Annotated in this window: 22 protein-coding genes; 11 read left to right on the forward strand and 11 right to left on the reverse strand. The window is 72.6% G+C overall.

The genetic code is table 11. From position 1 onward, the window contains the following. Positions 1–122: 122 nt before the first annotated feature. Both ABIA38_RS01370 and ABIA38_RS01375 read right to left on the reverse strand, forming a co-directional pair. Positions 123–401: an Lrp/AsnC ligand binding domain-containing protein gene (locus tag ABIA38_RS01370; protein ID WP_078977541.1), complete on the reverse strand. Its 279-nt coding sequence runs from the start codon at positions 399–401 to the stop codon at positions 123–125. Between the two features lie 125 nt (positions 402–526). Next, the gene (locus ABIA38_RS01375) at positions 527–1,159 is read right to left on the reverse strand and encodes an exonuclease domain-containing protein (RefSeq protein WP_424636471.1); all 633 of its coding nucleotides are present in this window, start codon (positions 1,157–1,159) and stop codon (positions 527–529) included. A gap of 267 nt (positions 1,160–1,426) precedes the next feature. Between ABIA38_RS01375 and ABIA38_RS01380 the strand changes: the two genes are divergently transcribed. The 5 genes from ABIA38_RS01380 (at position 1,427) to ABIA38_RS01400 (ending at position 6,975) form a co-directional block, all read left to right on the forward strand. After that, on the forward strand, positions 1,427–1,663 hold the full coding sequence (locus ABIA38_RS01380) for a hypothetical protein (RefSeq protein WP_020552989.1): 237 nt from the start codon (positions 1,427–1,429) through the stop codon (positions 1,661–1,663). Between the two features lie 743 nt (positions 1,664–2,406). Beyond that, a complete protein-coding gene (locus ABIA38_RS01385; RefSeq protein ID WP_424636754.1) occupies positions 2,407–3,792 on the forward strand; it encodes an NYN domain-containing protein in 1,386 nt (461 codons plus the stop codon). Positions 3,793–3,938: 146 nt separating this feature from the next. Then, positions 3,939–4,211, forward strand: a complete 273-nt coding sequence (locus ABIA38_RS01390; protein ID WP_424636472.1) for a hypothetical protein — start codon at positions 3,939–3,941, stop codon at positions 4,209–4,211. Positions 4,212–4,301: 90 nt separating this feature from the next. Continuing rightward, positions 4,302–5,690 (forward strand): hypothetical protein, encoded by a 1,389-nt coding sequence (locus ABIA38_RS01395; protein ID WP_424636473.1) that lies wholly within the window; start codon positions 4,302–4,304, stop codon positions 5,688–5,690. A gap of 16 nt (positions 5,691–5,706) precedes the next feature. Next, positions 5,707–6,975: a M48 family metallopeptidase gene (locus ABIA38_RS01400; RefSeq protein WP_424636474.1), complete on the forward strand. Its 1,269-nt coding sequence runs from the start codon at positions 5,707–5,709 to the stop codon at positions 6,973–6,975. 197 nt (positions 6,976–7,172) lie between these two features. Here ABIA38_RS01400 and ABIA38_RS01405 read toward each other — a convergent pair whose 3' ends face one another. From ABIA38_RS01405 to ABIA38_RS01425, 5 genes are all read right to left on the reverse strand, one after another. After that, positions 7,173–7,418, reverse strand: coding sequence for a hypothetical protein (locus ABIA38_RS01405; protein ID WP_424636475.1), 246 nt, complete (start codon positions 7,416–7,418; stop codon positions 7,173–7,175). Beyond that, a complete protein-coding gene (locus ABIA38_RS01410; RefSeq protein WP_424636476.1) occupies positions 7,415–7,696 on the reverse strand; it encodes a hypothetical protein in 282 nt (93 codons plus the stop codon). The genes ABIA38_RS01405 and ABIA38_RS01410 overlap by 4 nt, the downstream gene beginning before the upstream one ends. Positions 7,697–7,841: 145 nt before the next feature. Beyond that, on the reverse strand, positions 7,842–9,026 hold the full coding sequence (locus ABIA38_RS01415) for an ArsA family ATPase (protein ID WP_424636477.1): 1,185 nt from the start codon (positions 9,024–9,026) through the stop codon (positions 7,842–7,844). Between the two features lie 7 nt (positions 9,027–9,033). After that, entirely contained in the window at positions 9,034–9,471 is a 438-nt protein-coding gene (locus ABIA38_RS01420) for an SRPBCC family protein (RefSeq protein ID WP_424636478.1), read from the reverse strand. Positions 9,472–9,575: 104 nt separating this feature from the next. Beyond that, positions 9,576–10,343, reverse strand: coding sequence for a metallophosphoesterase family protein (locus ABIA38_RS01425; RefSeq protein WP_424636479.1), 768 nt, complete (start codon positions 10,341–10,343; stop codon positions 9,576–9,578). A 511-nt stretch (positions 10,344–10,854) separates the two neighbouring features. Here ABIA38_RS01425 and ABIA38_RS01430 point away from each other — a divergent pair. Then, entirely contained in the window at positions 10,855–12,660 is a 1,806-nt protein-coding gene (locus ABIA38_RS01430; RefSeq protein ID WP_424636480.1) for an AMP-dependent synthetase/ligase, read from the forward strand. 53 nt (positions 12,661–12,713) lie between these two features. On the opposite strand, the gene ABIA38_RS01435 is transcribed toward ABIA38_RS01430, so the two are convergent. Then, positions 12,714–13,859, reverse strand: a complete 1,146-nt coding sequence (locus ABIA38_RS01435; protein ID WP_424636481.1) for a glycosyltransferase family 4 protein — start codon at positions 13,857–13,859, stop codon at positions 12,714–12,716. Between the two features lie 467 nt (positions 13,860–14,326). On the opposite strand from ABIA38_RS01435, the gene ABIA38_RS01440 reads away from it, so the two are divergent. The 4 genes from ABIA38_RS01440 (at position 14,327) to ABIA38_RS01455 (ending at position 18,082) form a co-directional block, all read left to right on the forward strand. Then, positions 14,327–15,628, forward strand: a complete 1,302-nt coding sequence (locus ABIA38_RS01440) for a glycosyltransferase 87 family protein (RefSeq protein ID WP_424636482.1) — start codon at positions 14,327–14,329, stop codon at positions 15,626–15,628. 85 nt (positions 15,629–15,713) lie between these two features. Then, complete coding sequence (locus tag ABIA38_RS01445) at positions 15,714–16,151, forward strand: DUF5304 family protein (RefSeq protein ID WP_424636483.1); 438 nt, start codon at positions 15,714–15,716, stop codon at positions 16,149–16,151. A gap of 123 nt (positions 16,152–16,274) precedes the next feature. Next, positions 16,275–17,213 carry an ROK family glucokinase gene (locus ABIA38_RS01450; protein ID WP_424636484.1) on the forward strand — a complete coding sequence of 313 codons (939 nt, stop codon included), beginning with the start codon at positions 16,275–16,277 and terminating at the stop codon, positions 17,211–17,213. Between the two features lie 158 nt (positions 17,214–17,371). Next, positions 17,372–18,082: an endonuclease/exonuclease/phosphatase family protein gene (locus ABIA38_RS01455; protein ID WP_424636485.1), complete on the forward strand. Its 711-nt coding sequence runs from the start codon at positions 17,372–17,374 to the stop codon at positions 18,080–18,082. 7 nt (positions 18,083–18,089) lie between these two features. On the opposite strand, the gene ABIA38_RS01460 is transcribed toward ABIA38_RS01455, so the two are convergent. From ABIA38_RS01460 to ABIA38_RS01470, 3 genes are all read right to left on the reverse strand, one after another. Beyond that, positions 18,090–19,874, reverse strand: a complete 1,785-nt coding sequence (locus ABIA38_RS01460) for a serine/threonine-protein kinase (RefSeq protein ID WP_424636486.1) — start codon at positions 19,872–19,874, stop codon at positions 18,090–18,092. A gap of 815 nt (positions 19,875–20,689) precedes the next feature. Then, complete coding sequence (locus ABIA38_RS01465) at positions 20,690–21,535, reverse strand: hypothetical protein (RefSeq protein WP_424636487.1); 846 nt, start codon at positions 21,533–21,535, stop codon at positions 20,690–20,692. A gap of 7 nt (positions 21,536–21,542) precedes the next feature. Beyond that, positions 21,543–22,322, reverse strand: a complete 780-nt coding sequence (locus ABIA38_RS01470) for an alpha/beta hydrolase (RefSeq protein ID WP_424636488.1) — start codon at positions 22,320–22,322, stop codon at positions 21,543–21,545. Positions 22,323–22,614: 292 nt separating this feature from the next. Between ABIA38_RS01470 and ABIA38_RS01475 the strand changes: the two genes are divergently transcribed. Next, entirely contained in the window at positions 22,615–23,379 is a 765-nt protein-coding gene (locus ABIA38_RS01475; protein ID WP_424636489.1) for a lysophospholipid acyltransferase family protein, read from the forward strand. Positions 23,380–23,382: the final 3 nt, after the last annotated feature.

Consider the following 23,382-nt stretch of genomic DNA (forward strand, 5'->3'; position numbering starts at 1 on the left):
GCCGACGGTGTCGTGATGGTGGCCTGGCCGGGGTGTGCTCAGGTGTCGGATGGGCTCGGTTTGGGGCGCCCGGGTGTGGTGTGGGTGGGGCCGGACGGGCTTGGGGCTCGTCCGGCTTGGGGTTATTCGAGGCCGATGGCGAAGGCGGCTTCGAGGTCGTGTTGGGAGTATGTGCGGAAGGCGATGTGGGTGGTGGTGGCCTCCACGCCGGGGACCTTGTTGAGGCGGCCCGGGATGACGTCGGCCAGGTCGTCGTGGGCGCGGACGCGCACCATGGCGATCAGGTCGAATTCACCGGTCACCGAGTAGACCTCGCTCACGCCCTCGATCGCGGCGATCGCCTCGGCGATTTCCGGGGTCTGGTCCACACGCGTCTTGACCTGCACGATCGCGGTGATCACGGGTAGTCCTCCGGCTCTCGACGACAAGATGCCCGAGCTTAGTCGGCGCGGGTCCTCCGGGAGGCGTCGGTGGCGCAACCACGTGTCCCCGAATTCGGTCCGCCACCGGCCGACACGCCCGGGGGTCAGCCGATGGGCGTGGGTTGGCGTGGGGCCTGGGTCGGGGGGCGGCCCAGGGTCAGCAGGTCGGCCACCTCGTGGCGGCCGGATTCGTGCATTCGAGCGATGAAGGCGCGGAGTATGTGGGCTGTTGCCCGCGCGTCGGCCAGGGCGCGGTGGGTCGGGTCGGTGGGCGCCTCGAAGTAGCGGGCGAGGGTGCCCAGGCGCAGGTTCGGTACGGTCCCCGGCGGGAGCAGCGCGCGGGCCAGGGCGAGGGTGTCCACCACCGGGAGATCCGGCCACGGCCGATCGCACGCGACGCCGGCCGCGCGCAGAAAGCCCACGTCGAAGGGGGCGTTGTGGGCGACCAGGATGGCGTCCTCGGCGAACCGGGTGAACGCGGGCAGCACCAGGCACAGCGGCGGCGCGTCGGCCACCAGGTCGTCGGATATCCCGGTCAGGTCGGTGATGAATTCCGGGATCGGTACGCCGGGCGCGACCAGGGTCGCGAACTCGCCCAGGCGGTCCGCGCCGCGCAGTCGTACCGCGGCGATCTCGGTGATCCGCGCCTCCGCCGGATCCAGCCCGGTGGTCTCCAGGTCGACCACCGTGAACACCTGCCGCTCGACCTCGGCACGGGTGCCTCGCGAACCGCTCATGGTTCGCAACTCGTGGCCCGGGGCGATACTGTCCGGCGGGCGGGAAAGCCGCGGCGGGTCGGCCGCCGGCAAGCCCTGACCCGCCGAACCTCGTGACCGGCAATCCCGGTGCGCGGTGCTGCTCATGTACCGGACGGTACGTTTCCGGCCCGACACGGCCGCGCCCAGGTACCTCTCGCCGCCCGGCATCATGGGTGTACACGAACCGCTCGCGAACCGCGCGCGAACCGGAAATGGCTCGCAGACGCAGACAGAAAGGGAACACGCATGTCGATCCAGGCCCCCACCGAGGACACCCGGTGGCGTTGCTCGCTGTGCGGCAACCTGACCCGGTTCGACGTGACGCGGACCACCAAGGCCGTCGAGTTCACCCACCTCGACCTCGCGGGCGTCGCGCGCGTGGAGGAGCGCGAGATCGTTTCCGACGAGATCGAGTCGGTGCGCTGCCGCTGGTGCAACGCGACCGATTCCGTCGAGCTGGTGGCCCGACCCGACGCGAGCTGAGCGCCGAGACCGTGCGGCGACAATGGGACTGTGCATCGTTTCGGCATCGGGGCGGCCCGGCGCGGCCGTCCGCGGTCCGGGACACGCCATGATCAAGGCGTCGGCGTCCCGGCAGCGGTGACGCGGGGAGGGGCCTCAAGGGAACGGGAAGGACCGGAGGAGCAGTGAGCGGACCGGATACCCGCGCGGACGAGGTCACGCCTGCGCACGCCGCCGACACCGCCGAGGCGGTGGCGGCAGCCGAGCCCGACCTCGACGCGCAGTCCGGGACCGCGGCGGAGACCGACGTGGAGCCCGTCGAACGGGTGGCGCCCGGGTCGGCTTCGGCGACCGCGCCATCGATGGCCCCCGAGACCGACGCGGAGCCCGATGGCCCGGTCGACCACGAGGTGGACCCGGAGCCGGGCGGCCCCGCCGACCCCGTGGGCAACGCACACCCGGCCGGGGACGTGGCGGCCGGGCCGGCGCGGGAGGCCGCGACGGCCGGGCCGGGGGCGGAGCACGGCGACGTGGTGCGGACCGGGCCGATGCCTGTGGAGCCGACCGACGCAGGCTTCGACGCCGAACCGGAGCCGGATGGTGAGCCCGGAAGCGACGGGCCAGGGAGCGATGGGCTCGGGAGCGACGGGTTCGGGTTCGGGCCCGAGGTTGGTGCGGTGCCCGATGCCGATGCCGAGGTTGGGTCCGGTGGTGGGTCGTGGGCCGATGGTGCGTCCCGTGCCGCGGCGGAGACCGGGGCCGGGGTGCGGGTCGCATCGGAGGTCGATGCTCCCGACGGCGGTGACGCCGCGGCCGAGGTCGGAGCGCAGGGGGTCGAGCCCGAGGCGTTGGCCGGGCCGTTGCCGGAGGCGGTTCGGGTTCGGGTGATCTCGGTGGCGGCCGATGCGCTCGGGACGATGACCGCGGACGAGGTGCCGGGGCCGCTGCGGCGGTTCGCCCGGTTCACCCATCAGCGGCGGGCGAAGTTCGCCGCGACGCCCTTGGCCGCCGCGCTGGAGAACGATCCGGTGTTTCGGCAGCGCATAGCTGAGCGCTTTCGCAAGGGGCTCCCGGAGATCTCCGAGGCGCTGGAGGCCGGCAAGGTGCCCGCCGCGGCCGATCCGCTCGATGTGGCCGCCGCCGCGTATCTGCTCCGTCCGCGCGGCTGGGTGCGGCTGATCGAGACCGCCGGCGACGCGGCCAAGGAGGCCGCCGCCGATCGGGCCGAGGCCGAGGCCGCCGAGACGTTGTCCCGCCTGGAGCAGGAGGTCGGCGTACTGCGCGCGGCCTCCAAGACCGAACACGAACGGCTGCGCGCCGAGCTGGAGACGGCCCGCAAGGAGGCCGACCACCTGCGCCGCCAGGTACGCGGCCTGCAGGGCAGCGCCAAGCACGAGGAGAAGGAGGCCCGCCGGGCCCGCTCCGAGCTGGACGCGGTGCGGATCGAGGCGCAGGCCGCAGTGGCCGCCGCGGAGAAGGAGGCCCGCCGGCTGCGCGGGCGGGTCGCCGAGGTCGAATCGGCCCTGGAGGCGAGCCGCCGGGCCGCCCGCGAGGGACGCAGCATGGAGGACACCCGGGTCCGGCTGCTCCTGGACACCGTCCTGGAGGCCGCCCAGGGGCTGCGCCGCGAACTCGCACTGCCCCCGGTGGGCATCCGGCCCGCCGACATGGTGGACGCGGTCGTACCGGGCGCGTCCGGGATAAAGGACATCGCCCAGCGGGCGCTCCAGGGCGACGACCCGGCGCTGCTCGACCAGTTGCTCGCGCTGCCCCAGGCGCATCTGGTGATCGACGGCTACAACGTGACCAAGACCGGCTATCCCACACTTGCCCTGAACAAGCAGCGGGACCGGCTGGTCGGTGGCCTGACCGGGCTCGCCGCGCAGACCGGCTGCGAGGTGACCTGCGTGTTCGACGGCGCGCAACTGGACGCGCCGGTGCTGCTCGCCCCCGCGCGCGGGGTGCGGGTGATGTTCAGCAAGCCGGGCGAGACGGCCGACGAGCTGATCCGCCGCCTGGTTCGGGCCGAGCCGCCGGGCCGGCCGGTCGTGGTGGTCTCCACGGACCGCGAGGTGGCCGAGGGTGTGCGCAAGGCGGGGGCCCGTCCGGTGCCCTCCACGATGTTGCTGCGCAGGCTCACCCGCGGCTGAGCGCACCGGGTGTAGCGGGATTCGGGCGCCCGGCCGACGCCGGTGCGCGGTCGTTGCCCGGGCGTGCCGGGATTTCGTCGCACACCGGGTGTCGGTGTCGCTCCCTACCGTTGACCGGGAAAAGTCGACGAAAGGGGAGAAGCCACATGCGCATCGCCTGTCGTACGCACCGCGGCCGAGAGCGTGCCGGCGCCGGCTGCGCGATACCGGCGTCGATCGGGCCCGCCCTGATCGGCGCCCGGTCGATCGACGCCACCGAGGCGGATGGATCCGGTGAATTAGCCGATATCGGGCGATACGGCGACGCCGGATATGTCGAGCTGGACGAGGAGACGCTCACCGCGCTGCGCCTGTTCGCGGCCGAGGGGATGCTCGCGGCGGCGGTCGGCGCGCAACCGGTCGGGCCCGGGTCGCCGTGACCGAGGCCGACCGGGCCGGCCACACATTTGCCGCAGCCCCGGTCCGGGTTCGGGCCGGGTGTCGGGCGCGGCCACGTTACGATCGACCACGTGGATGACCCGAATCGGGCCGCGCGCCGGATCCGCAGCCTGCTGCCCGTTCTGGTCGTGGTGTGCGCGCTGGCCCAGCTCGGGGCCGTCCTGGGGGTCACCGGCTTCGTCGCGGACACGGTCACCGACGCACCCCCGCGAGCGCACTCCGGCGCATCGGGCGGTCCCGGCCAGGCGGCGGGCGACGGCGGCGAGCAACACGCGAACGCGCGCCGGATAGCGATCGGCGCACTGCTCGAGCGGCGGGCCGGCGCCTTCCTCACCCGCGACCGCGAGGCGCTCGCGAACACCCTCGACCCGCAGAACCCGGCGTTTCGTCAGGCCCAGGCCGGCGTTTTCGACAACATGGCCGAGGTGCCGTTCGCCGGGTGGGAGTACGAGATCGTCACGCCCGACGCGTTCGAACTCCCTGCCACGCGCAAGAGCGCCCTCGGCGCGCCCGTCTTCACCGCGCAGGTCGACCTGCTCTACCGGATCACCGGACACGACGCGGCCCCGGTGCGGGTGCCGCAATACCTGACCTTCGTACTGCGCTCCGGGGCGTGGTACCTGACCGCCGACTCGGACGGTGCCGCGGTCGGGATGCGTACCCCCGCACAGGTGTGGGACCTGGGCCCGGTCACCGTCGTACAGGGCGCGCACAGCACGGTGCTCGGCATCGGTACCCGGACCGCGCTGCACGACTTCGCGGATATCGCGGACAAGGCGGTACCGCAGGTCGGCGCGGTGTGGGGGGATTCCTGGCCGGGGCGGGCGGTGGTCGTGGTGCCCGGCACCGAGGCCCAGATGGCCCGGCTGCTCGGCGCCGAACCGAGCAAGTACACCAAGATCGCCGCGGTCACCACGGGCGAGCGCGGCGCCGCCGCGGACGCGGCCGCCGCCGACCGGGTGATCGTCAATCCGGACGCGTTTCACGAGCTGGGCGATCTGGAGCGGCGCGTGGTGATGGCACACGAGCTGACCCACGTGGCGAGCCGCGCGTTCACCCGGGCCTGGACGCCGACCTGGTTGTCCGAGGGCTTCGCGGACTACATCGGCTATCTGGATTCGGCGCAGACGATGCGCACGGCCGCGCCCGAGCTGCGCCGCGATGTGAAGGCGGGCAAGGTGCCGGCGCAGTTGCCGACGGACGCGAGCTTCGAGACCACGCAGGAGGACCTGCCCCAGGCGTACGAGATGGGGTGGCTGGCCTGCAAGCTGATCGCCGAGCGGTGGGGGCAGGCCGAGCTGGTCGAGCTGTACCGTACGGTCGGCGCCGAACGGCCGCCCGGGGTCGGCGCGCCCGACTCGGCGTCGGCGCTCGCGTCGGCGATGGTGTCCGTCCTGGGCGCCGCGCCGGACGCGTTCACCAAGACCTGGCTCGACTACCTGCGGACGCAGGCCGGATGACGGGGGCACGGCGGGCATGTCGGTCCAACGGCTGTTGCTGATCTGCCTGGTCTGCACGGGTGTGGTGTTGCTGGTGGCGATCGCGGTGACCACGCCGTGGCGTCCGCTGCCGACGCCGCCCGGCGGGTTCACCCACCCGGACGCGGCCCGGGACTTCACCACGGCCGAGATCGCGCGGGGACGTTCGTTGGCCCGGGCCGCGCGTCCGCCGGCGTACCTGTCCATGGCGCTGTCCCTGGTGATCTCGCTCGTGCTCGGGCTCACCCCGGTCGGCGCCCGGATCATCGAGGCGGTGGCCCGGCCGCTGGGTGGTGGGTGGGCGTGGCGGATCCTGCTCGGCGGCCTGGTCCTCGTGCTGATCGGCCGGCTGGCCACCCTGCCGTTCGCGGCGCGGCTGGAGGTGGTCCGGCGGCGGTACGGGTTGTCCGTGCAGACGTGGGGGAGTTGGTGGGCGGACCTGGCCAAGGGCTTCGCGATGTCCACCGGGTTGCTCCTTGTCGTCGTGCTCGGGTTGTACGCGCTGATCCGCGCGCTGCCGCGGGCCGGCTGGCTGCTCGCGGCGGGCGGTGGGGCGCTGCTCGTGGTGGCGATCTCGTTCCTGTATCCGCTGGTGGTCGAGCCGGCGTTCAACAGGTTCCACTCGATGCCGGACGGGCCGCTGCGCACGTCGTTGTTGCAACTGGCCGAGCGGGACGGGGTGCCGGTACAGGACGTCCTGGTCGCGGACGCGTCGCGGCGGACCACGGCGCTCAACGCGTATGTGTCCGGGTTCGGTTCGACTCGGCGGATCGTGGTCTACGACACGACCGTGCGGGACGCGGATCCGCGCGAGGTGGAGCTGATCGCGGCGCACGAGTTGGGGCATGCCAAGCGCAACGACGTACTGCACGGCACGCTGATCGGCGCGGCGGCGCTGGCGGCGGGGGTGTGCGGCCTCGGGTTGCTGATGACGTGGTCGCCGCTGCTGCGCCGGGCCGGTGCGGACGGGGCGGGCGATCCGCGCTCGCTGGCGCTGTTGTTGGCGGTGGTGGCGCTGTTCGGCACGCTCGCCGGGCCCGGCGAGATGCTGATCAGTCGGCGGTTGGAGGCCCGGGCGGACGTGCATGCGCTCGATCTGACGCGCGATCCCGATGCCTTCATCCGGATGCAACACAGTCTCGCGGTGGCCAACCGCTCCAACGTCACCCCGAACCCGATCCTCCAGGCCCTCTTCGCGTCACACCCGTCGGCACCGGAGCGGATCGCGCTTGCCCGGGACTGGGAGCGGTTGCACCCGAAGGGGTAGCGCCGGGGGGCGGTGGGCGCGTTCGGGTGGTCGGGTCGGGGGAGCGGGTGTGGAGGGTGTTGTCCAGCGGGTCGCTCTCGCGCGGGATTGGGAGCGGTTGTACCCGAAGGAGTAGGTCGTGGTGGGCACTTGTCGGGGAGACAGGATGTCCACCGCCGGCGACGAGCCGCTCGCCGGCGGTGATCCGGTGAACGGCGTTACGGGCCGGGTTGGATGCGGACGACGGTCACGAGCAACTGCCTCGCCGACACCTGGTAGACGACGAAGATGCTGCGTCCGAGCGTTGCCTCACGTCGGTCCTGCGAGTAGGTCGCGCTCGATCCGCACCCGTACGGGTTGTTGGCGATGGCCGCCATGCCGGAGTCGAGGTCGGCACGTTGCGCCGGTGTGAGCCGCGAACGGATCTTGTCGCAGTCCGGGGTGTACTCGATGCGATGGCTCATCCCGGCCCGCCTGCCTCGAACTCTCGGCGCTTCTCTTCGACGAACTCCCGTTCGCGGCGCTCCAGCATCTCGAATACGGCGCGGTCCTCCTCCTCGGCCGTGGTGGGCTTGAGTGCCCACTTCGCGAGCAGTGCGAACAGTTCGTTCGCCGGGCAGTCCTCGACCGCCTCGTTGAATTCCTTGTGCCACTCGTCGGGCAACGATTCCCGGATCGTCCGGACGGTCGCGGGCAGTTCGACGACGGCCCCGCCGATGTGTGTCTTGAACGTCGCCGCCATGGGGCGTGCCTCCGTTGTGTGTTGTCCCGGTACACGTCCCAGTGTGGTGTCGATCGCCGACTGCGCACAGGCGCGCGGTCGGCGCGTCGGGGTGCGCTGCGGGCCTGTGGTGGGCGCGTCGCGATGCCGCGCGTGGGTCCGACCGCTATTGCGGGGTGCGGATCCAGACGGCCGGGTCGGGGAGGAAGCGGATTCTCAGGGTGCCGTCGCGGAGGCCGGCGCCTTCGATGGTGCAGCGGCGCAGGGCCGAGGGGAGGGTGAGCAGGCGGCGGTTGGGGCCCACCGTGATCACCAGTTCGTCGCCTCGGCGCAGCAGGTCCAGGTCGTCGCGGTCGGTGCCGGGGAGGGGGAGGAGCAGTATCAGGCGTTCGCCGTCGCGTTCGATCGGGTGCTCGTCGGCCGGCGTGCCGGCTGTGCTCACCGGGCCGAAGTGGGCCGCCACGTCCGCGAGTTCGGCGGCGCCGAGGGGCTCGGTGGGCAGCGTGGGGATTTGTCCGAGGGGGACTCGTGGGAACAGTGCGCACAGCGCGTCCACCGTCTCCCGGGCCACCTCGGCGCGCGAACGCACCGTCGGGTCGGGCGAGTCGGCCGCGCCGACCCCGTTCACGATCACGTCCTCGATCCGGTGCCCGTACAGCGCCAGCGCCGATGCGGCCCGTCGGGTCGCCGCCAGCGCCACCGTCCCGGGCCGGACCACCACCCGGACCGTCGTGGTCGGCGCGCCCAACAGCGCGCGCAGCACCTCCAGTTCGGCGGTCACCCGGCGTGCCGTGTCGTAGACCCAGTCCTCGGGCATCGGCACCCCCGCGACCGCGGCCAGCACCGGCCGCAGCGCCCGGGCCGCCTGCCGCTCGACCGGGAGCAGCCGGCCGAGGTAGCGGGCCAGCCCCTCGGGCAGCGCGAGCATCGGCACCGCGCGTTCGGCGGCGGGCAGGTCGACCACGATCAGGTCGTGGCGCCGCGAGTCCACCGCCCGGGCCAGCACCCGCAGCGCGAGTACGTCCCCCGCGCCGGGCAACACGGTGATCTCCTCGCGGTCCAGTGGATCCACCCCGACCACCCCGAGCGCCGCCCCCAACTGGCCCTGGACCAGCAGGAATTCGCGCTCGAACTCGGATCGCACGGCGACCCGCTGCACGGTGAGCCCGGGCGAGACGTCGAACGGATCGGCGCCCACCGGCACATCGAGCACGGTGTCCACGTCGCGCGTGCCGTCGGCGGCCAGGAGCAGGGTGCGGCGCCCGGCCCGCGCGGCGGCCACCGCCGTCGCCGCCGCGACCGTGGTGCGGCCGGCCCCGGGGAGGCCGGTGACCAGCAGGACCCGGGTCACCGTCGGATCAGCCCTCGACGCGCTTCTTGAGCCCGGTCAGGGCACGGTCGATGATGACCTTCTCGGCCTTGCGCTTGAGCATGCCCAACATCGGGATCTTGACGTCGACGGTCAGCTCGTAGGTGACCTCGGTGCCACCGCCGGTGACTTGGCTCAGCGCGTAGCGCCCGTCGAGCGCCTTGAGCATCTGGCTGGTCACCAGGGTCCAGCGCACCTCGCGGTCGCCGTCCCACGTGTAGCCGAGCACGTGCTCGTCGCTGATCACGCCCGCGTCGAGCTTGAACCGCACGCGCACCGCGCGCCCGATCGTGTCGTCGACCTCGAGGACCTCGGTCTCCTTGACCTCGCCGGTCCACTCGGGATAGGCCTCGAACCCCGCGATGACGGCCATCACCTCGGCCGGCGTGGCGTCGATCGTGATGGTCGAGCTGGTCCGTTCAGCCATCGTGAGGAGTCCTCCGGAAGCTCGCGTAGCCGTGATGAACAAACATGAATACAACGCTTCGCTCGAAGGCTATCGTGCCCGACCTGCGGGTACGCGGCACCGGCTCACCAGGTGAGGACGTACGGTTTCCCGGTGGCCTGGAAATGCCCCACGTTGACGCATTCGGTGCGGCCGATCCGCATCCGGGCCCGCAGCGGCTGGTGCACGTGACCGAACAGCACCAGGTCGGGGCCGGTCTCGTGGATCGCCCGCAACACCGCCTCGCTGCCGCGCTCGAACCGGCGCGCGACCACGTCGTAGGTCAGGTCCGGCACGGCGGGCGGGATGTGGCAGCACAGCACGTCGACCCGACCGACTGCGGCCACCTTGGCCGCGTACTCCTCGTCGGAGATCTCGTACGGCGTGTGCATCGGGGTGCGCAGTCCGCCGCCGACGAAGCCGAAGGTCCGGCCGCCGATCTCGACCACCTGGCCGTCGAGCACGGTGACGCCCTCGCGCGCGTAATCCGGCCACAGGTCGGGCACGTCGACATTGCCGTAGGTGACGTAGGTGGGGGTCGGGAAGGCCGCGAACAGCGCGGCGTACTGCCGGCGGACGGCCGCCTCGATCGCCGCTCGGGCGCCGCCCGGGACCCCCGCCCACAACGAGCCGGAGAACGCCCGGGCCTCGGCGAACCGGCGGGCGTTGCGCAGTGCGAGCAGGGCCCGGGTGTTCTCCACGCCGAACAGGTCGGTGAAGATGCCCCGGTCCAGATCGTGGTAGTCCAGGAAGAGCACCAGGTCGCCCAGGCACACCAGAGCGTCGGCGCCGTCGCCCGCGCGGGCGAGTGCCTCGGCGGCGCCGTGCACGTCGCTCACCACGTGGACCCGCATGCCGGTCACTGTACTGACGGGCTCGAACCGAAACCGACGTCACCGGGGGGTTGTCTCCGTCACACCCGGGTCCACGACGAATCGATACTCTCGACATGCACGGCCGAATCGGGACGGATGTACCGCCGACGTCCGGACGGGAGCCACTCGATCCGGGCCCGGGCTTGCCCGAGGCGTGAGACGGGGCACAGGATCCTCACGACCCCTGTCCCACGGACCTACTTGCCAGTAACGTCTGCCCCCGTCGCCGCACACCGGGCGGCGGCGCCCCGGACGGCGGTCACCCCGACGGCGGACACCCGGACATCGGCGATCCGGACATCGGCAACACGGAAAAGCGGCAACACGCACGAGCGACACCACGGACCACGGCAATACCCACGACGGCAATACCGACGACGGCAATACCGACGACGGCAAGACAGACAGCGGCAAGACAGACAGCGGCAAGACAGACAACGGCAAACGGCAGCGCCGGATCCCGGCGCCGAGACCGCAACGAGGAGCATCAGTGCGCGAGTGCAGCGTCCCGGCCCTGGCCGAGGTTCCCGCCGAGGGCAACCTGACCGACCTCATCAAGCGCAACGCCGCGGAGGCGCCGGACGCCGCGGCGTTCGCCCGCAAGGTGGGCGGACGCTGGACCGATGTGACCTCGACCCGATTCCTGGCCGAGGTCTACGAGGTGGCCAAGGGCCTGATCGCGACGGGCCTGGAGCCGGGCGACCGGATCGCCCTGATGTCGCGCACCCGCTACGAGTGGACCCTGCTCGACTTCGCCATCTGGTGCGCCGGCGGCATCTCGGTGCCGGTCTACGAGACCTCCTCGGCCGAGCAGATCGAGTGGATCCTGTCCGACTCGGGCGCCCGCGCGGTGATCGTGGAGAACGCCGCGCACGAGGGCGCGGTCGACCGGGCACGCGAGCGGCTGCCCGAGCTGAAGTACGTGTGGCGGATCGACGAGGGCGAGGGCGAGGCCGCCGTGCCCGCGCTGGTCGCCGCCGGGCGCGAGGTGGCGGACACCGCAGTCGAGGAGCGCTGCGCGACGCTGCGCGCCGACTCGGTCGCCACCATCATCTACACCTCGGGCACCACCGGGCGGCCCAAGGGCTGCATCCTCACGCACGGCAACTTCCAGGCCGAACTGGGCAACGTGGTCGCGCTCCTGCACCGGCTGTTCATGCCGGAGAAGTCGAGCTGTCTGCTGTTCCTGCCGCTGGCCCACGTGCTCGGCCGAATCCTGGAGATCGGCTGCGTCATGGCGCGCGTGCGGATCGGGCACTGTCCGGACGTCAAGGACCTGACCAAGGAACTCGCGTCCTTCCAGCCGACCTTCGTGCTCGCGGTGCCTCGGGTGTTCGAGAAGGTCTACAACGGGGCCTCGGCGAAGGCGCAGGCCGACGGCAAGGGCAAGATCTTCGACCTGGCCGCGGAGACCGCGATCGCCTACAGCGAGGGCCTGGACGCGGCGAGCATCAGCCTGGGACTCAAGCTCAAGCACAAGCTGTTCGACAGGCTGGTCTACGGCAAACTGCGCGCGGCGCTGGGTGGGCAGGCCACCCACGCGATCTCCGGCGGCGCGCCGCTCGGCACCCGGCTCGGGCACTTCTTCCGCGGCGTCGGCTTCACCGTCCTGGAGGGCTACGGCCTGACCGAGACCTGCGCCGCGCACACGGTCAACCCCGACCAGGGCATCCGGATCGGCACCGTGGGTCGGCCGGTGCCGGGCTCGGCGGTACGGATCGCCGAGGACGGCGAGATCCTGGCCAAGGGCCCGAACGTGTTCACCGGCTACTGGAACAACGACGCGGCCACCGCCGACGCGTTCGAGGACGGCTGGTTCCGGACCGGCGACATCGGCGTCCTGGACGACGACGGCTTCCTGACCGTGACCGGACGCAAGAAGGAGATCCTGGTCACCGCCGGCGGCAAGAACATCGCCCCCGCGGTGATCGAGGACCGGATCCGGGCCCACCCGCTGATCAGCGAGTGCATGGTGGTCGGCGATCGCCGCCCGTTCGTCGGCGCGCTGATCACCATCGACCCGGAGGCCTTCCCGACCTGGAAGGAACAACACGGGAAGCCCGCCGACGCCACCGTGGCCGACCTGGCCGAGGACCCGGACCTGCTGGCCGCCGTCCAGGACGCGGTCGACGAGGGCAACAAGGCCGTCTCGCGCGCCGAGGGGGTGCGCAGGTTCCGGGTGTTGACCATCAACTTCACCGAGGAGAGCGGCCATGTGACGCCGTCCCTCAAGCTCAAGCGCAACCTGGTGCTCAAGGACTTCGAGCAGGACATCGAGAAGATCTACGAGAGCTGAGCGATCGACGACGATCGAGGGCGGCGGCCCGAGCGGACCGCCGCCCTCGATCGTCACCGACCGGCGGCCGGAGCCAACAGCCCGCGCAGCCGCCCCGCCAGCAGGTCCCAGCGCCACTCCCGCTCCACCCAGGCCCGCCCCGCCGCGCCCATCCGGGCGGCCAGGTCCGGATCGGCCAACACCTGCGCCACCCGGTCCGCGACCGCCGCCGGCGAACGACCGTCCACCACGTAGCCCGTCTCGCCGGGCAACACGGCGTCCGGCGCACCGCCCGAGTCGCCCGCCACCACCGGCCGGCCCACCGCGGACGCCTCCAGGTAGACGATCCCCAGGCCCTCCACGTCGAGGCCCTTGCGCCGGGTCCGGCACGGCATCGCGAACACGTCGCCCGCCTCGTGGTGCGCGGGCAACTCGGCCCACGGCACCGCGCCGGTGAACACCACCGAGTCGCGCACCCCGACCCGGTCCACCAGCGCCTCCAGCCGGTCCCGGTACGGTCCGGCGCCGACGATCAGCAGCGCCGCGTCCGGCACCCGGCGGCGGATCCGCGGCAGCGCCTCGATCAGTACGTCCTGGCCCTTGCGCGGCACCAGGCGGGACACGCACACCACCACCGGGCGATCGGCGAGCCCGTGCCGGGCCCGTACCTCGGCGCCGCCGACCCCCGGGCGGAACACCTTCTCGTCCACCCCCGGCGGCAGTTGCACCATCCGTGCGGCGGCCGCCGGGGTCAGCGCGGGGGCGATCCTGGCCCGGGTGTACTCGCCCAGGTAGGTGACGGTGTCCACGCCCTCGCCGATCCGCCGCAGCAGTTGCCGCGCCCCCGGCAGCGCCGCCCAGCCGGCCTCGTGCCCGTGCGTGGTGGCCACCAGGCGCTCGACCCCGACCGCGCGCAACCGCGGCGCCATCAGGCCGAGGGGGGCCGCCGCGCCGAACCAGGCCGTGTCGCAACCCTCGGCGCGGGCGATCTCCCGGGCCCGGCGCACCGCACCGGGCGTGGGCACCAGCATCGGAGTGCGGTCGCGGACCACCGGGAAGGGCTGCGCCGCGTCGAACGCGGCCATCTCCGCCCGGTCCTTCCAGGACGACGTGTAGACCACCACGCCGTCCGCCGGCAGCCGCAGCGCCATCGAGTGCACGAAGGACTGGATGCCGCCGGGCCGGGGCGGGAAGTCGTTGGTGACGATCAAGGTCTTCATCACGATCGAGCATCCCAGACCGGGCGGGGTGGTTTTGGCGTCCCGTGCGTGGGTGTGGTGTGGACGTGGTGTGGGTGTGCTTGGCCCCGTGCGCGTCGACGGCTGGGGGTTCAGGTGCTCGTGAGCGGCCTGCTCCGGTCCGGCAAGCCCACGGCATGGCCGCGCGGGAGCGGGTGGACGGGCTGTGGATCCGAGGCGGGCCTCCGCCGAGAGCCGCACCCCCCGGCACGTCAGCGCCCACGACCCGGCCACGCCGTACCCATGGGGCTGCTGCGCATCCGGTCGCCCGTCGGCGCGTCAGCGCCCACGACTCGATCGTGTGGTGATCGACGAGCGCAGCGAGAAGAGCGGCCGGAGGCCGCCCGGCGGCGCAGCCGCCCCCGCGCGAAGCGCGGCAACAAAGAGTGCCGCGCGGAGCGCGGCTTGGCGGAGCGCGGCTTGGCGGAGCGCGGCTATACGATCCGTCGGTGAGCCATCCGCTGTCGCAACGCCTTCGGAACCCGCTCCGCACCCCGTCCGGTGCGCTGTGGACCATCGTGCTCGGCTGGGTGCTGACCCGGATGGTGCTGTTGCTGATGGTCACCGACGTGCTGCCCGATCCGTGGCCGTACGTGACCGGCGACGCCAGGTTCATCTACCGCGAGTGGTACCACGTGTTGCGCTCCGGGACCTTCCCGGTGGACGACGTGCGCTGGCAGTATCCGCCGGGTGCGGCGGGGGTGTTGCTGCTGCCCGGGTTGTTGCCGTTCGACTACGCGACGTCGGTCTACCTGGCGATGGTCGCGTCCGACGCGATCGTGGTCTGGTTGCTGGCCCGGGGGATCCGGCGCGGCGACTCACCGTACGGCGCGGCCCTGTGGGTGCTGGCGGTGCCGCTGCTCGGGCCGATGATCCTGGCCCGCTACGACCTCGCGGTGACCGCGCCGACGGTGGCCGCGCTGGTGCTGATCGGCGGGCGGCGTACCGACCGGCACCGGCTCGCGGGTCTCCTGGCGGGGGTGGCGGCGGCGATAAAGGTGTGGCCCGTACTGATCTTCGTCGGGGTGCGCGGGTGGAGCCGGCTGGCCCGGGTCTACCTCTGGACGCTGCTCGGCGCCGCCGTCGTGGTGCTCGGCTTCGTGCTCGCGCTGCCGGGGGCGTTCGCCTTCCTCGACTATCAGCGCGAACGCGGGATCGAGGTCGAGTCGGTGTTCGCGCTGCCCTTCCATGTGGCGACCTGGTGCGGCTGGAGCGGGCACGTGCAGGAGAGCTACGGATCGCTGGAGTTCCACGGTCCGTACGTGGGCGTGGTGGGCGGGCTCAGCATGCTCGCCAGCGCGCTCGGCTTCGGATGGCTGCTGCTGTGGCGGATCCGGGTCCGGCGGTTCACCGCCGCGACGGCGTGCGACGCGGCGTTGTGCGCGGTACTGATCTTCGTGGTGACCAGCCGGGTGATCAGCCCGCAATACCTGGTCTGGCTGATCGGCCTGGCCGCGGTGTGCCTGCTGCGTCGGGACACCACCCAGCGGCCGGTGGCGCTGCTGCTGCTCTGCGCGATGCCGCTGACCCTGTGCGAATTCCCGATCTGGTTCGGCGAGGTGCTGCGCAGCCGGCCACACGCGGTGCTCGTGCTCGGGGCCCGCAACGGGCTGCTCGTGGCGGCGACGGTGCTCTCCGCGCGGCGGTTGTGGCGGGCCGGTCGGGCGATCCGGGACGTGCACCTGCCGCCGATGCCCGAGCCGGAGCCGGTGGAGGCCGGGGCGCGGCGGGCGGCCGAGCCCGCCGTATAGGGGATGCCCGGCCGCCGTCGGACCGCGGGGCGCCGGCCCGGTGCCGGGTTCGCTTCGGGCTTCGGGACCGCGCAGAATGCGTCGGATGGATCCAGACGAGCGGGACAGCGGCAAGGGCTCCGACGCGTGGGCAGCCGGTGCGGACGAGGTGCCGACGGCGGGGACGGGCACGGAGGGTGAGCGGACGGAGCGGGGCGATCCGTGGGGGCGGCTCGGCGACGAGGCCCGGCGGCTCGCCGAATCGCTCACCGGGGCCGACCGGGGGGACGACGCGCCGGCCGCGCGGTTGGCGGAGGAGGCGCGGCGGCTGGCCGAGGCGCTGGTCGAGCAGGCGGGCGCGGTGCGCGAGCAGATGGTGCGCCGGCATCCCGAGGTGGCCGCGCATCTGGCCGCCGCGGGCTCCGAGTTCGCTGCCGCCGGCTCCGAGTTGGCCGCCGCCTTCCGAGCCTTCGTCGGCGACCGGGAACGCCGATGGGCCGCCAAGCCGGCCGAGACCGAGCGGATCCGGCTCGACGACGAATAGCGCGCAGGCGGGTGCGGGCGAGCTGTCGGGCTGCTGGTCGTCGGGCGTACGGGTGGGCCGGGCTCGGGAAGGGGACCAGTACGATCCGTTGCGGGCAATGCACGCGAACGAGCTTGGGACGACATGGGACTCACGATCGGTGTCGACATCGGCGGCACCAAAATCCTCGCGGGCGTGGTCGATGCCGACGGGGTGATCCTCGATCGGCTCAAGGTCGCCACCCCCAAGGACGCCGATGGCACCGCGCAGGTGATCGCCGAGGCGGTCAACACCCTGCGGCAGAACCACGTCGTGGAGGCGGTCGGGCTCGGCGCGGCCGGTTTCATCGGGGCGGACCGCTCGACCGTGTTGTTCTCGGCCAACGTCGGCGCGTGGGTCGGTGAGCCGCTGCGGGACCGGATGGAGGCGCTGATCGGCCTCCCGGTCGTGGTCGAGAACGATGCCAACGCGGCGGCGTGGGGCGAGGTCCGGTTCGGCGCGGCGGCGGGGCACACCAACGTGATGTGCGTGACCGTGGGCACCGGGATCGGCGGCGCGATCGTATTCGGCGGTGAGCTCTACCGAGGCGGCGGCGGGATCGCGGGTGAGCCCGGACATATGCGCGCGGTCCCGGGCGGCCTCGCCTGCCCGTGCGGCAACTACGGCTGCTGGGAGCAGTACGCCAGCGGCAGTGCGCTCACCCGCTACGCGCGCGACCGCGCGGCCGGGATGCCCGAGGGGGCGGAGAAGCTGCTCGCGCTCGGCGACGGAACCCCCGACGGCGTCCAGGGTCCGCATGTGACCCAGGCCGCGCTGCTCGGCGACCCGGTCTCGCTGGCCGCCTTCCGCGAAGTGGGCACGTGGCTCGGCCAGGGGCTGGCCGATCTGTCCGCCGTATTGGATCCGGCGGCGTTCGTGATCGGCGGCGGCGTCTCGGACGCGGGCGACCTGCTGCTCGTCCCGGCCCTGGAGACCTACCGCGGCGTGTTGCGCCGCGGCCACCGACTGGGCGCCGAGGTCGTGATGGCCACGCTGGGCAGCGACGCGGGTCTGGTCGGCGCGGCCGACCTGGCCCGGCACTGAACGTACGCACTGCGACGCAGGGCGTGTCTTCCCCCATCCGCTTGGGTGGGCGAAGCCGCGCCCCGGCGCGGATCATCGCCGCCCGGGGGTCGGGTGGGCGGACAAGCAGGTCGATCGTGGTTCGGGCCGGGCGGCTCGAATCGGGCAAGGGGGTCCTGATGCCGGCCGGTACGGGTGAGATCCGGGTCATGTCGTACAACGTGCGCTCGCTGCGCGACGATCGGGACGCGCTGGTGCGGATCGTTCGGCACTGCGCGCCGGACCTGCTGTGCGTCCAAGAGGCGCCGCGGTTCCTGCGTTGGCGGCACGCGGCGGCCGAATTCGCGCGCGAGTGCGGCCTGGTGGTGATCACCGGCGGCGGCACCGCGGCGGGCCAACTGCTGCTCGGCGACCTGCGGGTGCGGGTGCGCCGGACCCACGACGTATTGCTGCCGAGGACACCGGGGCTGCGGCAGCGGGCGATGGTCGCCGCGGTGGTCGAGGTCGGCGGCGCCGAATTCGCGGTGGCCGGGACCCGGTTGGGGCTGGACGCGGCCGAGCGGGCCGGGCATGCCGAGGTGGTGCTTCGCCGGTTGGCCGAACTCGGCCCGGAACACCGGGTGTTGGCGGGGGACTTCGGCGAGCCGGCGGGGCGTCCCGGGTGGGACCGGCTGGCCGGGGAGTTGCGGGACGGGTACGTGGTCGCGCCGCAGGGCTCGGAGTTCACCGCGCCGCGCCGCGATCCGGGCCGCCGGCTCGACGGGGTGTTCGCGTCCGAGGACATCGAGGTGCTCGGCTGCGGGGTCCCGGACGATATCGGCGACGCCGACTACGCGGCCGCCGCCGAGCACCGTCCGGTGCTGGCCACCCTGCGGGTGCCGGTCGCCTGACGGCGGGTCAGGGCTGGAAGCTCGCCTTGAAGCCGGCGAGCAGGTCCTGGGTCGCCGGGTCGTTCCAGACCGCTTCGGGCGTGTCCAGGTAGAGCGAGTAGCCGCGACCCGAGGGGACCGTGAAGCCCAGGTTGAGTACGTGCCGGGTGGTCGTGCTGCCGTAGGTGAACTCCCAGGCGGCGGCCGGGTAATCGCGATAGGTGGCCTTGTCGATGCTCAGCCGCCGGTAGTTCGGGAAGCTGCCGCGCGACTGGGGCTCCAGGTCCCGCCAGTCCTGGACCGGGTCGCCGGGTGACTTGGCGATGGTGTCCACGTTGAGCTTGAGCGTGTGGTCCGCGTTGGTGAAGAACTCCTGGCTGTCCACCGTTTTGGCCTTGGTCCAGCCGGGTGGCAGGGCGAGCCGGTAGCCGGTGGTTCCGCCGGTGTACGAAGTCCAGCCGGTTGGTGGGGTGTTGGGGTCGGCCGGGGGTGTCCCGGTCTGCGGTGTGGTCTGCGCGGGGGGCGTGCCCGGGTCGCGCTGTGCCGGTGGCGTGCTCGGGGGCGGTTGGCTCGGTTCGTTTGTCGTGGGGGTGGTCGCGCCGGTCGAGGCGGTGGGCGGCGGGGGCGGCGGGTCGATGTGCGAGGTGGGGGAGTCGGTGTTGCTCGACTGCTGCGCCGTGGGGGTCTTGTCGTCGTTGGGGGCGATCAGGAAGAGGATCAGGCCGACCGCGACGCCGAAGACCACGAGGGCGGCGAGGGTGACCGGGAGGCGCAGTCGGGGGAAGGCGCGGGTCGGCTTGGTGGGTTTGGTGGGTTTGGCGGGCTTTCCGGGCTTCCCGGGCTTTCCGGGTGGGGGGACGAGCGGGGAGATCAACTCCGCGTCGTCCCGGGGTATTTCGTCTGCGGGCGGCTCGGTGGCCGGCGGTGGCAGCGGCGGCGGTGAGGTCGGCGGCTCCGCCCGGACGGCTGCCTGTTCCGCGCGGATCTCGCGCAGTGCGTCGTGCAGCATCGCCTCGGCCTCGGCGGGGTCGGGCCGCTCCTGCGGGTCCCGGGCCAACAGCGCGCGCAGTACCGGGTCGAGGGCGCCGGCGTGCTTCGCGGGGGCGGCCTCCTCGCTGACGATGGCGGTCAGCGTGGCCAGCGGGGTCGAGCGCTCGAACGGGGCCTTGCCCTCGACCGCGGCGTAGAGCGTCGCGCCGAGTGACCACAGGTCGGAGGCGGCGGTGGGGTTCAGGCCGCGAGCGCGCTCCGGGGGGATGTACGCGGGGGCGCCGAGGACGACGCCGGACTGGGTGAGGGTGACCGAGGAGTCGCCCTCGACCATCGCGATGCCGAAGTCGCTGAGCACGGCGCGGTCGTTCGGGGTGATCAGTACGTTGCCCGGTTTGACGTCGCGATGCAGGATGCCTGCGGCGTGGGCGGTGCGCAGTGCGTCGAGCATGGCCAGGCCGATCTCGGCGACTCGGTCGGCGGCCATCGGGCCGTCCTCGCGGATCACCTCGGCGAGCGAGCGGGAGGGGACCAACTCCATGACGATCCACGGCCGATCGTCCTCCTCGACCACGTCGTAGACGCGCACCACGCAGGGGTGGCTCAGCCGTGCGGCGGCCCTCGCCTCGCGGGCGGCGCGCTCGCGCAGTCGGGCTCGTTCGGCCTCGTCGGAGCCCGGTGGGGGCAACATCTCCTTCACCGCCACCTCACGCCCGAGGACCTGGTCCCGAGCGCGCCAGACCGCGCCCATGCCGCCTCGGCCGAGTCGATCGGCGAGCAGGTAGCGTCCGCCGATCAGGCGTCCCTCGTTATCCGCGTCCACGCAAGGAAGGTACCGGGCCGGTGCGTTCGGAGGTGGCGGGATGTTCCCTCGGTACCGGTCCCGAACTCGGTTCGGCCGACACGGTGTTGCCTGCGGTGTCGTGTCGGTGGCCTGGCCGGGTTGTCCTCAAGCGCCGGACGGGCTGGGTTGGTTGGCCCGGGCGGGTTTGGCTGCGGTGTCGTGTCGGTGGCCTGGCCGGGTTGTCCTCAAGCGCCGGACGGGCTGGGTTGGTTGGCCCGGGCGGGTTTGGCTGCGGTGTCGTGTCGGTGGCCTGGCCGGGTTGTCCTCAAGCGCCGGACGGGCTGGGTTTGGCCGCCCGGGCGGGTTTGGCTGCGGTGTCGTGTCGGCAGCCGGGTTGGGTTGTCCTCAAACGCCGGATCGGCTGGGTTGGTTGCCCCGGGCGGTTCGGCTGCGGCGTCGTGTCGGTGGCCTGGCCGGGTTGTCCTCAAACGCCGGACGGGCTGGGTTTGGCCGCCCCGGGCGGGTTTGGCTGCGGTGTCATGTCGGCGGCCTGGTCGGGTTGTCCTCAAGCGCCGGATCGGCTGGGTTGGTTGCCCCGGGCGGTTCGGTTGCGGTGTCGTGTCGGTGGCCTGTCCGGGTTGTCCTCAGACGCCGGACGGGCTGGGTTTGGCCGCCCCGGGCGGGTTTGGCTGCGGTGTCGTGTCGGCAGCCGGGTTGGGTTGTCCTCAAGCGCCGGACGGGCTGGGTTGGTTGCTCCGAGTGGTTCGGCTGTGGGGTCGGGCTCGGGTGGGTTGGTTGTGGTGGCCTTGTGCGCCGGCTCGGGGGCCGGCGTGGTTGGTGGGCCTGGTGGTGGGTCAGACCACTGCGCCGTCGTCGGGGTCGTCTTCGTCTCGGTCTCGGCGCATTCGGGAGACCAGGGCCACGAAGCCGCCGGTGAAGGCGGCGAAGGCGGCGAAGGAGGTCCAGGGGCCGACCGGGCGGCCGAGGAGTACCGAGACCAGGAGGTAGAGCGGGCCGCCGATCAGTGCGATCCACGCGATCTTGGTGGCCGCGTCGGTCTTGGGCAGCGGGGGCGGCGGAGGCGGTACGAAGTGTTCCTCCGGGTCCTCGGCCAACTCGTCGATCACCGGCGGGCCGGGAGGCGCGAGTGAGTAGTCGCGCGGACCCGCGGCGGCCGGCAGCCCGACCTTGAACGAGCCGTCCACCGGTCCGTCGCCCGCGCCGTCCCGGTCCGGCCGGTCGGCGCCCAGGTCCTCGGCCACCGGCCAGCGCGGTACCGGGTCGGACACCTCGTGGTCGAAGGACGCGACGATCTGCGCCCAGACCTCGTCCTCGCCCGGCTGCTCGGCCGCCGGCCGGGACTCGGTGGGCTCCGCCCGCTCGGCCGGTTCCGAGCGCGCCGGATCCACCGGCGGGATGTCGGCGGGTCCGGTCGCCGTCTCCTTGGCCCGGCTGCGCGGCGCGGACGGTTCGGTCAGCGAGCGCAGGATCGCCCGGGCCCGCGACGTCGCCGCCGCGTCCACCCACAGGCGTTCGATCTCCTCCGGCTCCTCGTTCGGATCCCGGGGCTCCAACGTCGAGACGTATGCCGCGACTCCCGCGTCCCGCAGGGCGACCAGCATCACGTCCGCCGCCTCGGGATCGAGGTCGGTCAGGGGCTTGAAGGACTCCGCGTCGAGTCCGTTGCCACGTCCGCGCACCGTTCGTTCAGTCCCTCTCGGCCGTCTCCGGGGCCCGCGCGTCCGGCGCGAGCCGGCGTACGAACTCCAGGCTGGATGCGAAGATCCGTTCCGCGTCGTGATCGAGCGTCGCCACGTGATAGCTGTCGTTGAGGAGGACGTCGGTGACGTCCGTGGACGAGATTTTGGCCAGCACGGTCTCCGAGTTGGCGGGCGAGACCACGTGGTCGTGCGGGCTGTGCAGGAGCAGTACGGGCTGGGTGACCTGCGGCAGATCGGCCGAGACCACCCGCCAGAACCGGGACAGCGAATAGGCGGCCCGGACCGGCGTGCGCGCGTAGGCCAGCTCGACCGAGCCCTCCTTGCGGATGTCGGAGGCGATCCCCGGCACCGACGGTACGACGTGCCGCAGCACCGGCAGCAGCCGCACCTTCGGGTCGTCGGCCTGCACGGACGGATTGACCAGGACGAGACCGGCCACCTCGTCGCCGTGCTGCTGGGCCAGCCGCAGGGCCAGCCCGCCGCCCATCGACAGGCCCATCACGAACACCGTGTCGCAGCGCTCGCGCAGCCGGTCGAAGGCTCGATCCACCGTCGCGTACCAGTCCTGCCACGTGGTCAGGTTCATGTCCTGCCAACTGGTCCCGTGACCGGGCAGCAGCGGCAACGACACGGTCAACCCGGCCGCGGCCAGATGTCTCGCCCACGGCCGCAACGATTGCGGAGTGCCGGTGAAGCCGTGGCACAGCAGGACGCCCACCGGACCGCCGTCGTGGTGGTCGGGCTCGGCGCCGGGCAGGATCGACACCAACGGGCTCCTTCGGGTGACGGACTGGGCGGGACGAGCCGACCGACGGGCGCCGCCTGGGCTGGCGACCGGTGGACGACGGCGGTGTACAGGTTCCATAACGGGGTCGGGAGGCGAGTGGTTCCGCCTCCTACCCCCTAACACCCGGCCGCTCCGGAATCGTCCCACGGGCGTGCGCGATGCGTACAGCGGCGCGGCCCGCCTCCGCACCGGCCCGCGAGCCCTCTCGGACAACGGTCCGGGCCGGAACGCATGCTCTAGGGTTCGTCCTGTCCCGAGGAGGAGGTCAGGGTTGTTCTACCGGCTGATGAAACTGATCGTCGGCCCCGTATTGAGGCTCTTCTTCCGCCCCTGGGTGGAGGGTCAGGAGCACATCCCGGACCGGGGCCCGGCCATTTTGGCGAGCAACCATCTCTCCTTCTCGGATTCGTTCTTCCTGCCCGTGGTGGTGCCGCGCCGGATCACCTTCCTGGCCAAGTCGGACTACTTCACCGGGCGCGGGGTCAAGGGCCGGCTGACCGCCGCGTTCTTCAAGGGCGTCGGCCAACTCCCGGTGGACCGCAGCGGCGGCCGGGCCAGCGAGGCCGCGCTCAACGCCGGGCTCAAGGTGCTGCGCGAGGACCACCTGTTCGGCATCTACCCCGAGGGCACCCGCTCGCCGGACGGCCGGCTCTACCGGGGCAAGACCGGCATCGCCCGACTCGCCCTGGAGTCGCACGCGCCGGTGATCCCGGTGGCGATGATCGACACCGAGAAGATCCAGCCGCCGGGCAAGGTGGTGCCCAAGGTGATGCGGGTGGGCATCCGGATCGGCGAGCCGCTGGACTTCTCCCGCTACGAGGGCATGGAGGACGACCGCTTCATCCTGCGCGCGATCACCGACGAGATCATGTACGCGCTGATGGAACTCTCCGGCCAGGAATACGTGGACATGTACGCGGCCGACGCCAAGAAGCGCATCGACGAGGCGCGCCGGCAGGCGGCCAAGGCGGCCGAGCAGGCGGCGAACGGCGAGTCGCCCGACGAGCCGGGCGACTTTGGTCGGCCGGCCGGCTGACCG

This window comes from Embleya sp. AB8 (assembly GCF_049739465.1).
Lineage (GTDB): Bacteria > Actinomycetota > Actinomycetes > Streptomycetales > Streptomycetaceae > Embleya.

What these genes read in the sequence shown, in the direction of transcription:
- ABIA38_RS01445 (WP_424636483.1), top strand. Translation starts at nt 15,714, where the DNA reads ATGGATCCAGACGAGCGGGACAGCGGCAAGGGCTCCGACGCGTGGGCA.
- ABIA38_RS01380 (WP_020552989.1), top strand. Translation starts at nt 1,427, where the DNA reads ATGTCGATCCAGGCCCCCACCGAGGACACCCGGTGGCGTTGCTCGCTG.
- ABIA38_RS01450 (WP_424636484.1), top strand. Translation starts at nt 16,275, where the DNA reads ATGGGACTCACGATCGGTGTCGACATCGGCGGCACCAAAATCCTCGCG.
- ABIA38_RS01435 (WP_424636481.1), bottom strand. Translation starts at nt 13,859, where the DNA reads ATGAAGACCTTGATCGTCACCAACGACTTCCCGCCCCGGCCCGGCGGC.
- ABIA38_RS01425 (WP_424636479.1), bottom strand. Translation starts at nt 10,343, where the DNA reads ATGCGGGTCCACGTGGTGAGCGACGTGCACGGCGCCGCCGAGGCACTC.
- ABIA38_RS01400 (WP_424636474.1), top strand. Translation starts at nt 5,707, where the DNA reads ATGTCGGTCCAACGGCTGTTGCTGATCTGCCTGGTCTGCACGGGTGTG.
- ABIA38_RS01390 (WP_424636472.1), top strand. Translation starts at nt 3,939, where the DNA reads ATGCGCATCGCCTGTCGTACGCACCGCGGCCGAGAGCGTGCCGGCGCC.
- ABIA38_RS01375 (WP_424636471.1), bottom strand. Translation starts at nt 1,159, where the DNA reads ATGAGCGGTTCGCGAGGCACCCGTGCCGAGGTCGAGCGGCAGGTGTTC.
- ABIA38_RS01410 (WP_424636476.1), bottom strand. Translation starts at nt 7,696, where the DNA reads ATGGCGGCGACGTTCAAGACACACATCGGCGGGGCCGTCGTCGAACTG.
- ABIA38_RS01405 (WP_424636475.1), bottom strand. Translation starts at nt 7,418, where the DNA reads ATGAGCCATCGCATCGAGTACACCCCGGACTGCGACAAGATCCGTTCG.
- ABIA38_RS01455 (WP_424636485.1), top strand. Translation starts at nt 17,372, where the DNA reads ATGCCGGCCGGTACGGGTGAGATCCGGGTCATGTCGTACAACGTGCGC.
- ABIA38_RS01420 (WP_424636478.1), bottom strand. Translation starts at nt 9,471, where the DNA reads ATGGCTGAACGGACCAGCTCGACCATCACGATCGACGCCACGCCGGCC.